This is a genomic window from Burkholderia cepacia ATCC 25416 (assembly GCF_001411495.1).
Lineage (GTDB): Bacteria > Pseudomonadota > Gammaproteobacteria > Burkholderiales > Burkholderiaceae > Burkholderia > Burkholderia cepacia.
Window position 1 is genome coordinate 526423 of the sequence record NZ_CP012982.1, and the last position, 13526, is coordinate 539948.

Sequence of the window (13526 nt, forward strand, 5' to 3'; positions counted from 1 at the left end):
AGCGGGGCCATCGCGGCGAATCGCGCACCGGCAAGCAGCGCGAACGTTTCGAAACTGAAACGCGTACCGGATCGGCGACCGTCGGCCGGGCATGCCGCGATGTCGTCATGCCGCGCCGGCACGGCCCGCGCCGATGTCGCGTCGTTGCATCCGCGCGCGATTGCCGACCGGCTTACAATCGCCCCACAGTGCCGCATACGCACGAACGGACGCGCGGGCCCACCCCGGCCTGCTTCGCGCAACCCGCCGCCACCTGACGGGAGCCACCTGCCCGACCTATGCCTGACACACACGACTGGCTGGATATCGACTACCGGACGCTGTTCCGGCTGCATCCGGATCGCCGGATCGAACGCGAGAACGATCCCGACTGCTCGCCCGGGCCCCGCTTCTGGCTCGGCAGAGGCGCGGAACGCAACCTGGCGGGCGTACGCGCCGACGTGCCTTTTCCTGTAGCAGAAGAACTGGCGCGCCTGGCCGACAGCGAAACGCCGTCGGCGGACTTCACGCAGCCCGCGCATCTCGAACGCTATCTGTCGCTGCTCGCCCCCGTTCCGCACTGGAACATCGGTCTCGTCTACGCGCTGCCGCACGCACTCGGCTTCGACACCGACGCACACGTCGAACTGATCGACGGCGACAGCGACGCGGGCCGGCATCTGCTGCACGCGCTGTCGATGCGCGGGATGCCCGAAGGCCTGTTCTCGATGGGGTTTCAAGGCGCCGCCGATCTGTGGGCGCCGTGGTGCGCGGCCGTCGTCGACGGAGAAGTCGCCTCGGTCGCATTCGCCGCGCGGCTATCCGAAGTCGGTGCCGAACTCGGTCTCGCGACGGCCCCTGCATTCCGGGGGCGCGGCCTCGCGGCGGCCGTGACCGCCGCGTGGTCGCGGCTGCCGTCGCTTCGAACCCGCACGCTGTTCTACAGCACGGCCAGCGACAACCGAGCGTCACAACGCGTGGCGGCGCGCCTCGGCCTCACGCTGCGCGGTACGACGCTGCGGGTGGCATAGCGCCGGGGCCTGCGCGACACCTCAACGAAAGGCCTCGATGACCTTCACGCGGCGTTCGGTTTCGCCGACGAAGCAACTGTCAACCTCCACGAGCCCGAGCGTACCGCCTGCATCGGGCTGCCGCGATTCGGCGCAGGCAGCATCCCGCGCCTTGAGCCAGCGGCGCTCGTCGTCGCGCAACCTCGCCTTGCCCTGTGCATCCAGGCTCGCCATCTTCGTCTTGTAGACGGCATTCAACCGTCGGTCGGCCTCGTCGTATTTCAGCCGCAGGCAATTGCGGATGTCGGCCGTGTAGCCCGTTTCCTCGGCGGTCTTGCAGATAACGGTACGCTGCGCATCGTCCGCGCGCGCGTCGGACGCAACCGTGAAAAGCATCGCGCTCGCCGCCAGACCGATCACCGCGTGTTGAAGCGCATTCATCCGGATTCGCCGTTCTCAATGATCGAAGGCACCGATTATGCCCGGCCCGCTGCCCGCATGGCTCCCGTTACCTCGACGTCACCGGTCACGCCCGATCGGGCGCTGCGCATGCCGTGCCGCGCCGCGCCGCGCAGCCGGCGCGCAAACACGCTAGCATTCGGACACGCAACGTCGCGCGCCCGCTTTGCCCCGCCTCCAAGGACCCGACATGACCACGCCCGCCCCTGCCCGTCCCGACGTCGCGCATCGCATCTTTTCGGCCGGGCAGCTGTCGATCGGCCTCACGTTGCCGCTGCTTCGCACCGGCCATGTCGTTGCCGACTTCGACGAGCAACTCGAACTCGCGGCGCTGGCCGACACGCTCGGCTTTCGCGCGCTGTGGATTCGCGACGTGCCGCTGAACAGCGCCGACTATCCCGACCCGGTCGGCCACCTCGACCCGTGGGTCCTGCTCGGCGCACTGGCGTCACGCACGCGCCGGATTGCACTCGCCAGCGGCGCGATCGTGCTGCCGCTGCGTCATCCGCTGCATATCGCGAAAGGCGCGCTGTCGGTCGCGACGCTGTCGGGCGGACGCTTCATCCTCGGGCTCGGCTCCGGCGACCGGCCGCCCGAATATGCGGCGTTCGGCGTCGACGCGGAAACGCGCCGCGACCGGTACCGCGCGCACTGGGACGTCGTCGCGGCGGCGCTCGGCGTGCCATCGCGCGTGCTGCCCGACGAAGCGCCGCCCGATGCGCCCGACTTCACGCTGCTGCCTCGCGGCGCCGACGCGGTGCCGATGCTGGCGGTCGGCTCGGGCGGGCAAAGCGTCGACTGGATCGCGCGTCACTCGATCGGCTGGATGACGTACCACCGCGATCCGGACACGCAGCACGCACGGTATTCGATGTGGCGCGCGGCGGTTGAAAGGCTCGCGTCGCCGGCCTTTCGCGCGTTCGGCGTGTCGATGCGACTCGACCTCGTCGAGGATCCCGATGCGCCGGCTACCGCATTGCCGCTCGGCTATGCAACCGGACGCCGCGCATTGATCGACATCCTGCGGAACATGCGCGCGGCAGGCACGCATCACGTCACGCTGAATCCGGGCTCGGACCGGCCCGTGCGCGACGTCATCGAAGAAATCGCGGAACACGTCCTGCCGGTTTTTCACGACGGGGAAGCGTGATTTGGCAGGATTCCGGATGAATTCGGCGCGATGCGCGCGGCGCTCGCCGTTGCCCGCAAGCGGGCATTACGCGAGCCTTACACGCCGACAATCGAGTCGCCCCCCCCTGCGTCAGCCACATGACCGCGGAAACGCGCCGCAAACGGCCGCGCCGCGTCGTGCATGCCCGATTCGAATGATCGTCGACGGAACTATTCGGTTCCGGGCGCGATCATGTTAACTTCCCGTCCATCGTTCAGCCCGGCGGGCCGCGCGCCGATGCGCGCCCGCATGCCCACTCCATGCGACATATCCTCCTCGGCTGGCTGCTTGCCGCCGTCGTCACGGCCGCTCACGCGGCCGCTCCCGCCCCGGCCGCCGCGTCGGCCGCTTCCGGCACCGCGCCTGCGCTGACGCCGCAACAGGCTCAGCAGGCGCTCAACGTGCTCGAAAATCCCCGCGATCGCGCGCAGGTCGAAACGACGCTGCGTGCGATCGCGGCCGTCGGCGCGCTGAGCGCACCCGCGGTCGTTGCCAGCGATGCGGCGGCGGCCAGCGGCGCTTCGGCGGCCGCGGCCCCGGGCGCGCTCACGTCGAACGGGCTCGCGTCGATGCTCGTCCGGCAGGGATCGCGCTGGGCCACCGAAATCGGCGGCGCGCTGAAGGAGTCGCTGCACTCGCTGCTCGATGTCGGCTCGGTCGGAAGCTGGTGGCACGACAGGCTGGTGCGAGCCGACGAGCGCGCGGATCTCGCGCACGCGTTCTGGATCATCGTCGCCGTGCTCGTGCCCGCGCTCTTCGTCGAATGGTTGGCAAAGCGGTTGTTGCGACGCGCGCTGACCGCAGTGGCCGCACGGCGTGCCGACACGTCGCCCCGCACCGCGCCGGACTCCACCTCGCCCGATGACGACGACGCGCCGCCGGACACCCTCGCCAAACCCGACGCCGCCGATCCCGCCGATGCCCCTGACACCGCCCCCGCATCGTCACAAGGCCGAGGCCACGCGCGCCGCCACACCACGCTGCTGCACCGGATGCCGCGCGCGCTCGTCAGCCTCGCGTTGCGTGCCGTGCCGCTGCTCGTGTTCGTCGGCGTCGCGAGCCTGACGATGTCCGCGATCGGAGAGACGGGCACCCCGATCGAATTCGCGCTCGAAGCGCTGATCGACATCTACGTGATCTGCCGGCTCGTCACGATCGTCAGCCGGCTGTTCTTCCAGCCCGATGCGCGGCAATTGCGGTTGCTGCACATCAGCGATGCGTGGGCCGATTTCGCGCAACGTTCGATCGCGCGGATCGTGATCGTGGTCGGCGCCTGCACGGCCGCTGTCGAGATCGCCGCGAGCTTCGGGCTCAGCGAGGCCGGTCATGTCGCCCTGCTGAAAGCCGTCGCGCTCGTCGGGCACCTGATGGTATCGGCGCTGATCCTGCGGAGCCGCCAGCCGGTCGCCGCGCGGATCCGCGCGGCCGGCGACGACCGTGCGTCCTTCGAGATGGTCGCGAATGCGCTCGCGGACGCGTGGGCTCCCGTGTCGGTATTCATCGTGATGGCGCTGTGGTTCGTCTGGGCGCTCGACGTCCACAACGGCTATCGCGTGCTGATCACGCTCGGCGGCCGCTCGATCGCCGTGATGATCGGCATGCGGATGGTCTCGATCGTCGTGTTCGGCGCGCTCGCGCGGCTGTTCCAGGGCCGCGACGAAGACCGCACGCTCGTCCACCTGCACGCGTACCGCTACTACCCGCTGCTGCGCCAGATCGTGTCGGGCGCGATCGGCATCGTGACCGTCGTGTTGCTGCTGCAGATCTGGGGGGTACCGATCTTCCGCGCGTTCGAAACCGGCACCATCGGCCACCGGCTCGCGTCGGCGCTGGTGACGATCGCGATCGCGGCCATCGTCGCGCTCCTCGTGTGGGAAGCCGCGAACATCGCGATCGAGCGCCGCCTGCAGCGGTGGACGCGCGAAGGCAATCTCGTGCGCGCGGCGCGACTGCGCACGCTGCTGCCGATGTTGCGCTCGCTGCTGTTCGTGATGATCGCGCTCGTCGTCGTGCTGACGGGCCTCAGCCAGCTCGGCGTGAACGTCGGCCCGCTGCTTGCCGGCGCGAGCATCTTCGGTGTCGCGCTCGGCTTCGGCTCGCAGAAGCTCGTGCAGGATTTCATCACCGGGATCTTCCTGCTGATGGAAAACGCGATGCAGGTCGGCGACTGGGTCACGCTCGCGGGCGTGTCGGGTACGGTCGAGTACCTGTCGATCCGCACCGTGCGGCTGCGTGCGGGCGACGGGTCGCTGTACACGATCCCGTTCAGCTCGGTGACGACCGTCAACAACACGAACCGCGGGCTCGGCAACGCCGCCGTCAAGATCAGTATTGCCTACGGCGAGGATATCGATCGCGCGATCGCGACGCTGAAGGAGATCGGCGCGGCGTTGCGCGACGATCCGAAATACCGCGACGGCATCCTGTCGGACTTCAGCTACTGGGGGATCGACCAGGTCGACGGCGCGGCACTCGCGCTGGCCGGGCAGATGCAATGCACGGACGCGACGCGCTGGAGCGTGCAGCGTGAATTCAACCGGCGGATCGCGGAGACGTTCCGCGAACGCGGCATCCGGATCGCCAATCCGCAGCGCAGCGTCGTCGCCTATGCGGACGGATCGCGGCCTGTCGTCGAAGGCGAAAACGGCGGCAATGGCAGCGACGGTGACAACAGCGGCAACGGCCATGCCGCCGAACCGGAGCGCAAGCCGGGTTGACCAGCCGGGGGCGATGCCGCGCCGCGCTCAACGCGCGGCGGGCTTGTTCACGCGCCGCGTGCTTTTCGCGGCGGGCGCCGATGCCCCCGCCTTCGCCTTAACCGCACGTTTCGCCGCCGCGCCCTGCCCGCGCTTCACGCCGGCTTCCGGATCGGCAGCCGATACGTCGCGCTGCGCATGCCATTGCTCGAGCAGCAGGCGTGTCTGGTCGGCGATCGTGTCGACCAGCAATGCCGCACGCTCGCCCTCGAACGCCTCCCATTCGAGCAACTGCAGCGCCGAACGCTGCGCGATGTGGAACACCGTGATCTGCCCGAACAGGCTCAGCGCGCGCAATCGGGTGACGGGATCGTTGGCCGGCCGGCCCGAGATACGGCCGATCAGTTCGGCGCTCACGTCGTTGAGCGGCTTGCGCATGCGCTTCATCAGGATCTCGCTCGCGCTCGCCGGCTCCTGGCCGCCTTGCTCGCGTGCAAAGAACATCCGCTGGTTCATCGTCTTCGGCGCGGTGAACATCCGGTCCGACAGCGCGCGCAGCAGCCCGATGAACGCGTCGATCAGCACGTCGACGTCCGCGTCCGCATCGAGCATCGCCCTCGCATGGCCGACCGACGGTGCGAACACTTCCCTGCCATTCTCCGCGATCGCCTCGACGCACGCGCGGTACACGCCCTCCTTGTTCTCGAAGTAGTACTGGAGCGCCGGCGCGTTCACGCCGGCCATCGCGGCGATCTCGCGTGTCGATGCACCCGCGAACCCGCGCTCGCCGAACAGTTCGATCGCCGCCTCGATGATCCGCTGGCGCGTTTCGTCGCCGCGGGCGTAGCCGCCCGCCGACGTCCGGCGCAGCTTCTTCGCTTCGTTCATGCCTTCCCCGTCATTCGATCGATCGATATTCTACTTGACACAATTTTATCAACTGGAATAATTCTTCCACTTGGAATAAATTGGACACCGGAATGTCGACGCCGCAAGACCCGCCACAGCAAGCAGATCGTCAGGAAAACGGAACAACACCGCGAAACGGAAGCAAATCCGGCAACGGATCGAAACGGCGCATCCTGCTCGTCGTCGCCGTGCTCGCGGCGATCGGCGGCACCGTCTGGCTCGGCCGCTGGTGGACGGTCGGCCGTTTCATCGAAAGTACCAACGACGCGTACCTGCAGGCGGACAGCATGACTGCCGCGCCGAAGGTCGCCGGCTACGTGACCGATGTGTATGTCCGCGACAACCAGGCCGTGAAGGCCGGCGATCCGCTCGTGCGACTCGACGTCCGCCAGTACCAGGTTGCGCTCGCGCAATCGCTTGCGACCGTCGATGCACGCCGCGCGGATATCGCACGCGCCGAGGCCGACATCAGCCAGCAGCGTGCGAATCTCGAACAGGCCGACGCGCAGGCGAAGGTGTCGCGGATCAATGCGCAGCACGCCGGCGACGAATACGCGCGTTATGCGCCGCTCGCGGCGACCGGTGCGGAGACGCACGAACGCGTGGCAGACCTGAAGAGCACGCGCGATCAGGCGGTCGCGACGCTCGCCGCGAACAATGCGTCGATCGCGGCCGCACGCACGCAGATCGCGTCGTTCACCGCCCAGCTCCAGCAGGCACGCGCGCAGCTCGAAGCCGCGCAGGCCAGTGCCGCACAGGCGCAGCTCGACCTCGACAACACGATCGTGCGCAGCACCCTCGCCGGCCGCGTCGGCGATCGCACGGTGCGCGTCGGTCAATACGTGCAGCCCGGCACGCGCCTGCTGACCGTGGTGCCCGTCGATTCGATCTACCTCGTCGCGAACTTCAAGGAAACGCAGATCGGCAACATGCGTATCGGCCAGCCGGTCGAACTGCATGTCGACGCCTTGCCGGACGGTGCGCTGTCCGGCGTCGTCGACAGCTTCGCACCCGGCACCGGCGCGCAGTTCGCCCTCCTGCCGCCCGAGAATGCGACCGGCAACTTCACGAAGATCGTCCAGCGCGTGCCGGTACGCATCCGCCTCGCCGCGAACGCCCGCGCGCAGCGCATGCTGCTGCCGGGGCTGTCGGTGACGGTCGACGTCGATACGCGCTCGGCCCGCGACGAGACGCATCATGGCTGAACCGTCCGCCACGATGCCCGTGCCGCCGCACGAAGGCCGCGCGAGCGTGACCGACTGGATCGCGGTCGCGGCCGGCGCGCTCGGCGCGCTGATGGCGACGCTCGACATCTCGATCACGAATTCCGCGTTGCCGCAGATCCAGGGTGAAATCGGCGCAACCGGCACCGAAGGCACGTGGATCTCGACCGGCTACCTGATGTCGGAGATTGTGATGATCCCACTCGCCGCGTGGCTCACGCGCGTGTTCGGGCTGCGCAATTTCCTGCTGACGAACTCCGCGCTGTTCATCGCGTTCTCGATGATGTGCGGCTGGTCGCATTCGCTGCCGATGATGATCGCCGGCCGGATCGGCCAGGGCTTCACCGGTGGCGCGCTGATCCCGACCGCGCAGACCATCATCCGCACGCGGCTGCCGCTGTCGCAGTTGCCGGTCGGCATGACGCTGTTCGGCCTGATCGTGCTGCTCGGGCCGCTGTTCGGCCCGGTGCTCGGCGGCTGGCTCGCGGAAAACGTGAACTGGAGCTGGTGCTTTTTCCTGAACCTGCCGGTGTGCCTGCTGTTGATGGGGCTGCTATGGTTCGGGCTGCCGTCCGATCGTCCGCAATGGAGCACGTTCTTCAACGCGGACTGGCTCGGGATCGCCGGCCTCGCGATCGGGCTGAGCTCGCTCACCGTCGTGCTCGAGGAAGGCCAGCGCGAACGCTGGTTCGAATCGCAGATGATCGTCACATTGAGCCTGGTGTCGCTCGCCGGGATGATCCTGATCGCGCTGTCGCAACGCTTCGCGAAGCGGCCGATCGTGCGGCTGTCGCTGATGCGCAATCCGCGCTACGCAAGCGTGATCGTGATCGTGTCCGCGGTCGGTGCCGGCCTGTACGGCGTGTCCTACCTGCTGCCGCAGTTCCTCGCGATCGTCGCCGGCTACAACGCGGAACAGGCGGGCGCAATCATGCTGCTGTCGGGGCTGCCGGCCTTTCTCGTGATGCCGATCCTGCCGCGCCTGCTCGGCAAGGTCGATTTCCGCATCCTCGTGATCTCCGGGCTGCTGCTGTTCTGCCTGAGCTGCATGCTCGACATCAGCCTGACCGCGCAGAGCGTCGGCCACGACTTCGTCTGGTCGCAACTGATTCGCGGCGTCGCGCAGATGCTCGCGATGATGCCGCTCAACCAGGCATCGATGGCGGCCGTCGCACGCGAAGACTCCGGCGATGCAGCCGGGCTCTACAACATGGCACGCAACCTCGGCGGCTCGATCGGGCTCGCGATCATCGGCACCGTGATCGACCGGCGCACGACCTTCCACACGGCCGCGCTGCGCGAATCGGTGACGGCGAACTCGCTGATCGGGCAGGACCGGCTGTCGGCCTACGCGGCCAACTGGTTCGCACACACCGGCGATCTCGCGTATTCGAACATGCGCGCGCTCGGACAGCTGGCGCAGCAGATCCAGGTCCAGGCCGTCGTGATGACCTATTCCGAAACCTTCTATCTGCTGGGCCTTGCACTGCTCGCCTGCGTGCCGCTCGCGCTGCTGCTGAGAACGCCGCGCGGGCCGCAGCCGATGTCGTCCGGCCACTGAACCGTCTTACGCGATGAAACCCTTCTCCCTGCCCCGCCGCCCCGTGCTCACGCTGTGTGCGGCCGCGTGCCTGCTCGCCGGCTGCACGGTCGGCCCCGACTACCGCGGCGCGCCCGCCGCACCGGATGCGCCGGTCTTCGTGCGCGCGCCGGCCTCCGGTGTCGACACCGCCGCACCCGCGCCAAGCGCGTGGTGGCACGCGCTCGACGATCGCCAGCTCGACGACCTGATCACTGCGGCGCTCGCGTACAACCCCGATCTGCACGCTGCGCAGGCACGCTTGCGCGCATCGCGCGCGCAGCTCTCGCAACAGCGCGCGGCGCAGTTGCCGAAATCGTCCGCCACCGTCGCCGCCGTCCGCATGCGCGAGCCGGACGTCAGCGCGCTCGGTTCGCTGCTGCCGTCGAACGGCTCGAACCAGTCAGGCGGTGCATCGCCGTCGCTGGGCGGCTCGGGTCCGCTGCAGCTCTATTCGGCAGGCTTCGACGCAACCTGGGAAATCGACCTGTTCGGCGGCACGCGCCGGGCGGTCGAAGCCGCGTCCGCTCAAGCGGAAGCAGTCGACGCCGATCTCGCCGACACGCAGGTGTCGATCGCGGCAGAAGTCGCGAACGCGTACGTCGACCTCCGCGACCAGCAGCAGCGGCTTGCGCTGTCGCGACGCACCGCCGAGTTGCAGCAGAAGATGCTTGAACTCACGCAGCAGCGCCGCGCGCGCGGCGTCGCGGCCGATGCCGACATCGAACGCCTGACGACACAGGTCGAGAACACGCGAGCCTCGCTGATCCCGCTCGACGCGCAGGTGACGGAATCGCTCGACCGGCTCGCGATCCTGACGGGGCGCGCGCCGGGTGCGCTCGACGCGGCGCTGACGACACCGGCCGCGCCGCTGCCGACGCTGCCCGGCAGCGTCGCGATCGGCGATCCGGCCACGCTGCTGAAACAGCGCCCCGACATTCGCGCGGCCGAGCGCCGGCTCGCATCGAGCAATGCGCAGATCGGCGAGCATGTCGCCGATTACTTCCCGAAGGTGACGCTGCTCGGCGATCTCGGCTTCAGCGCGGCGGACCCGGGCCACCTGCTCCGCAAGCAGAACTTCACGTGGGTCGGCGCGCCGTATCTGCAATGGAACATTCTCGACTTCGGGCGCACGCGTGGCGCGGTGCGCGCGGCCGAAGCATCGCGCGACGAAGCGGAAGCGAACTATCAGAAGGCGGTGCTCGGTGCGTTGCAGGATGCCAACACGGCATTGCAGCGCTACGGACACCAGCGCGAGCACGTCGTTGCGCTCACCAGGGTTCAAACCTCCGCCGTGCATTCGCGATCGCTGATGGATGAACGCTATCGCGCGGGCGTCGCATCGATGATCGACCTGCTCGATACGCAACGCGAAGCACTTTCCGCGCAGCAGAACGTGATCGCCGGGCAGGCCGAACTGATCAAGGACTACGTGTCGGTGCAGAAGAGCCTCGGGCTCGGGTGGCAGGCGGGCGCGGGTTGACGGTGAGTCGAGCGGTGCCGTGCGGCCGGGTTTGTCGCGGCTGCAACACATCGACAACAGCGATGCGCGGGACAGAAAAACGTTTCGCGCGCCGCCCGTGACCACCCGATGAATCAGAAAAACTCGTCGAGCAGCCGGTAGAAAGCGATCCGGCCCGGATCGGGCTGCCCGACTCCGTACCGGTCGAAGAAAGGCGCGACCCATTCACTGCCGAGATCGGCTTCGATATCTCGCACCGGCGATTCGAGTTGCGCCTCGAACACGATCGGGCAGTCGCGCCAATTACGCATCGAACCGGAAACGATCGGCGAACCGCATTCAGCATTACTTTCTTCGTTGGCGTCGAATATTACAAATTACTGCCAAAATTTTCAAAAACATTGCATTTATTCGCTTTAAATTTGTTTCATATAACCAAAAAAAGTTTGACACCCCGCTTTCGTTCTTGATACCGTCCGATGCAAGCAATCTGACAAATTGCTCACTGCGCAATCGCTTCCGCTCCACGTTTTTTTCGCTTCCGCCGCACCGAAGTGCCAGCCGCCGGCCGTATCGTTCGCGCGCCGGCCATGCAACATCCCGATGCATTTCATTGGACGACTGCCATCCGGCAGCGGGCCGAAGGATCGAATCAAATGAGCAGGACAACGAAACTGTTGCTCTAGCAATCCCGCTCGCGCCCAGTCCGCGCGACTGCGCCGTATCGCGACGCAGCCCTCTCGCTACCGCATTTACAGAATTTCGCCCCCGGGAAAAAACACCTGTCCGGATCGGGCGAAAGGCCCTGTCGCGTCCGCGCCATCCGCACGCATGCGACAGAAATCGGCGGTGCATGATCCGCGCCGCTGTCGACCGTTGTTGTTCGTGCCGTTCGATGTTCAACCGGAGGGGTAATTCAAATGAATCAGGTTGCAGACAAGAATCAAAAGCACAATCGCTTCATCAAGCTCGCCTTCGCCGCCGCGGCAGCCGCATCGTTCGGCATCGCGACCGTCCACGCCGCGCCCGCGGCCGGCTGGACGGAAACGCGCACCAAGGGCTTCCTGCCGCTCGTGCAGCAGAACGAAGCCGGTACGGCCAGCGCGCCTGCCGCAAGCACGGCCGCCGCTGCCACGGCAGCCATCGAGATGGCACCCGGCGAATCGGTGGACATCGTGCTCGGGCTGAACCTGCGCAACGAAGCACAGCTCGACCAATACCTGCACGACCTGCATACGCCCGGCTCGCCGCACTACCGGCAGTTCCTCACGCCGGCGCAGTTTGCCGCGCAATATGCGCCGACCGACCAGCAGGTCGCCTCGGTCGTCGCGCACCTGCGCAAGGAAGGCTTCGTGAACATCGTGGTCGCACCGAACCGCCTGCTGGTATCCGCGTCCGGCACCGCGGCGACCATCAAGTCCGCGTTCCGCACGACGCTCAAGCGCTTCACGCGCAACGGCCGCAGCGTCTATGCGAATACCGACGCCGCGCAAGTGCCGAACGCGATCGGCGGCGTCGTGGGCGCGGTGCTGGGCCTGCAGAACGTCGAACTGATGCACACGGGCGCGGGCAGCAAGCCGCAAGGCAACACCAGCAACCTGACGATTCCGGCCGGCGCATCGGCGGTGCCGCACAACCCGACCGAGTTCTCGTCGATCTACGGCGGCAACGGTACGCCGACGGCCTCGCAAACCACCGTCGGCATCATCTCCGAGGGCGACCTGTCGCAGACGGTGAGCGACCTCAACACGTTCGCCGCAAACAACAGCCTCGGCACGATCAGCAGCAGCATCGTGAAGACGGGCCCATCCGGCAGCTCGTACACCGACACCGACGGCACCGTCGAATGGAACCTCGACAGCCAGTCGATCGTCGGCGCGGCCGGCGGCAGCGTGAAGCAGGTCGTGTTCTACGTCGCACCGTCAATGACGCTCACGGCGATCACCGCCGCATACAACAAGGCCGTGACCGACAACGTCGCGAAGGTAATCAACGTGTCGCTCGGCGTGTGCGAATCGTCCGCGAACAGCACCGGCTCGCAGGCAACCGACGACACCATCTTCAAGCAGGCGATCGCGCAGGGGCAAACCTTCTCGGTATCCGCCGGCGACCACGGTGCATACGAATGCGCGGGTGGCACGCCGTCGCGCTCGACCTACACGGTGAGCGAGCCGGCAACGTCGCCGTACGTGATCGCAGTGGGCGGCACGACGCTGTTCACCAATACGTCGACCAACGCTTACAACAGCGAGATCGTCTGGAACGATCCGAGCTGGCAGCCGGGCACCGTGTGGTCGACAGGCGGCGGGTACAGCAAGTACGAAGCGGCGCCGTCGTGGCAATCGTCGAGCCTCACGGGATCGACCAAGCGCGCACTGCCCGACGTCGGCTTCGATGCCGACCTGCGCACCGGCGCGATTCTCGTCGTGAACGGCCAGACGTCCGACACGCTGTGGGGCTCGGGCTACCTGAACAACGAAGGCGGCACGAGCCTCGCCGCGCCGATCTTCACGGGCATCTGGGCGCGGCTGCAGTCCGCGAACAACAATGCGCTCGGGTTCCCCGCGTCGAGCCTCTACAAGTACTTCCCGAGCAACGCGGCGCTGCTGCACGATGTCACGTCCGGCAACAACGGCAGCGGCACCTACGGCTACAAGGCGAAGGCCGGCTGGGACGCAACGACGGGCTTCGGCAGCGTGAACATCTCGAAGCTGAACGCGTTCATCCAGAGCACGCCGGATTTCGCGCGCTGATGGACCGATGACTGCCCCGGTTCCGCGTACGCTCCTGAGCGCACGTCTGGAACCGGATGTGGTCGTTCAAATAACCCGCGAGGGCTGCCAGGCCGTCGCGGGTTATTTTGCGTTCTGCGTAGTCTCGCGGGGCAGCATCTGGCACGACGACGCACCAGCAGACCTTTAAATAGTTGCGTGCGCAACTTTCATGTTCATTACCCGAGCATGAGCATCGCACCGAGTGAAACGCACCCCGTCACGGCAGCGCGGTATTCGCGCTGCCTGCCGACGAAACGCGCGTCG

Annotated in this window: 9 protein-coding genes and 1 pseudogene; 7 read left to right on the forward strand and 3 right to left on the reverse strand. The window is 67.3% G+C overall.

Going from position 1 to position 13526, the window contains the following annotated elements; translation table 11 throughout:
* Nucleotides 1–278: 278 nt before the first annotated feature.
* Nucleotides 279–1010, forward strand: a complete 732-nt coding sequence (locus APZ15_RS19765) for a GNAT family N-acetyltransferase (RefSeq protein ID WP_027791094.1) — start codon at nt 279–281, stop codon at nt 1008–1010.
* 21 nt (nt 1011–1031) lie between these two features.
* On the opposite strand, the gene APZ15_RS19770 is transcribed toward APZ15_RS19765, so the two are convergent.
* Entirely contained in the window at nt 1032–1430 is a 399-nt protein-coding gene (locus APZ15_RS19770) for a lysozyme inhibitor LprI family protein (protein ID WP_049097331.1), read from the reverse strand.
* A gap of 208 nt (nt 1431–1638) precedes the next feature.
* On the opposite strand from APZ15_RS19770, the gene APZ15_RS19775 reads away from it, so the two are divergent.
* Together APZ15_RS19775 and APZ15_RS19780 are read left to right on the forward strand one after the other, a co-directional pair.
* Nucleotides 1639–2598 carry an LLM class oxidoreductase gene (locus APZ15_RS19775; protein ID WP_027791093.1) on the forward strand — a complete coding sequence of 320 codons (960 nt, stop codon included), beginning with the start codon at nt 1639–1641 and terminating at the stop codon, nt 2596–2598.
* A 281-nt stretch (nt 2599–2879) separates the two neighbouring features.
* A complete protein-coding gene (locus APZ15_RS19780; protein WP_034196030.1) occupies nt 2880–5336 on the forward strand; it encodes a mechanosensitive ion channel family protein in 2457 nt (818 codons plus the stop codon).
* Nucleotides 5337–5363: 27 nt separating this feature from the next.
* Here APZ15_RS19780 and APZ15_RS19785 read toward each other — a convergent pair whose 3' ends face one another.
* Nucleotides 5364–6203 (reverse strand): CerR family C-terminal domain-containing protein, encoded by an 840-nt coding sequence (locus tag APZ15_RS19785; protein ID WP_027791092.1) that lies wholly within the window; start codon nt 6201–6203, stop codon nt 5364–5366.
* Between the two features lie 92 nt (nt 6204–6295).
* Here APZ15_RS19785 and APZ15_RS19790 point away from each other — a divergent pair, with 92 nt between their 5' ends.
* Genes APZ15_RS19790 through APZ15_RS19800 form a run of 3 tightly spaced genes read left to right on the forward strand, consistent with a single transcriptional unit; the run spans nt 6296 to nt 10509 of the window.
* Nucleotides 6296–7429 (forward strand): HlyD family secretion protein, encoded by a 1134-nt coding sequence (locus APZ15_RS19790; protein ID WP_027791091.1) that lies wholly within the window; start codon nt 6296–6298, stop codon nt 7427–7429.
* Nucleotides 7422–9008, forward strand: a complete 1587-nt coding sequence (locus tag APZ15_RS19795; protein ID WP_027791090.1) for an MDR family MFS transporter — start codon at nt 7422–7424, stop codon at nt 9006–9008. Before APZ15_RS19790 ends, APZ15_RS19795 begins: the two co-directional genes overlap by 8 nt.
* A gap of 13 nt (nt 9009–9021) precedes the next feature.
* A complete protein-coding gene (locus tag APZ15_RS19800) occupies nt 9022–10509 on the forward strand; it encodes an efflux transporter outer membrane subunit (RefSeq protein WP_027791089.1) in 1488 nt (495 codons plus the stop codon).
* Between the two features lie 113 nt (nt 10510–10622).
* On the opposite strand, the pseudogene APZ15_RS39550 reads toward APZ15_RS19800, so the two are convergent.
* Nucleotides 10623–10742, reverse strand: a pseudogene (locus APZ15_RS39550) (APH(3') family aminoglycoside O-phosphotransferase); the annotation flags it as partial.
* Nucleotides 10743–11408: 666 nt separating this feature from the next.
* Here APZ15_RS39550 and APZ15_RS19805 point away from each other — a divergent pair.
* On the forward strand, nt 11409–13241 hold the full coding sequence (locus APZ15_RS19805) for a S53 family peptidase (RefSeq protein WP_027791088.1): 1833 nt from the start codon (nt 11409–11411) through the stop codon (nt 13239–13241).
* The last annotated feature ends 285 nt before the right edge of the window (nt 13242–13526 follow it).

Bases quoted from the DNA above. Each gene is read 5' to 3' on its own strand.
- APZ15_RS19765 (WP_027791094.1), top strand. From the start codon at position 279: ATGCCTGACACACACGACTGGCTGGATATCGACTACCGGACGCTGTTC.
- APZ15_RS19770 (WP_049097331.1), bottom strand. From the start codon at position 1,430: ATGAATGCGCTTCAACACGCGGTGATCGGTCTGGCGGCGAGCGCGATG.
- APZ15_RS19775 (WP_027791093.1), top strand. From the start codon at position 1,639: ATGACCACGCCCGCCCCTGCCCGTCCCGACGTCGCGCATCGCATCTTT.
- APZ15_RS19780 (WP_034196030.1), top strand. From the start codon at position 2,880: ATGCGACATATCCTCCTCGGCTGGCTGCTTGCCGCCGTCGTCACGGCC.
- APZ15_RS19785 (WP_027791092.1), bottom strand. From the start codon at position 6,203: ATGAACGAAGCGAAGAAGCTGCGCCGGACGTCGGCGGGCGGCTACGCC.
- APZ15_RS19790 (WP_027791091.1), top strand. From the start codon at position 6,296: ATGTCGACGCCGCAAGACCCGCCACAGCAAGCAGATCGTCAGGAAAAC.
- APZ15_RS19795 (WP_027791090.1), top strand. From the start codon at position 7,422: ATGGCTGAACCGTCCGCCACGATGCCCGTGCCGCCGCACGAAGGCCGC.
- APZ15_RS19800 (WP_027791089.1), top strand. From the start codon at position 9,022: ATGAAACCCTTCTCCCTGCCCCGCCGCCCCGTGCTCACGCTGTGTGCG.
- APZ15_RS19805 (WP_027791088.1), top strand. From the start codon at position 11,409: ATGAATCAGGTTGCAGACAAGAATCAAAAGCACAATCGCTTCATCAAG.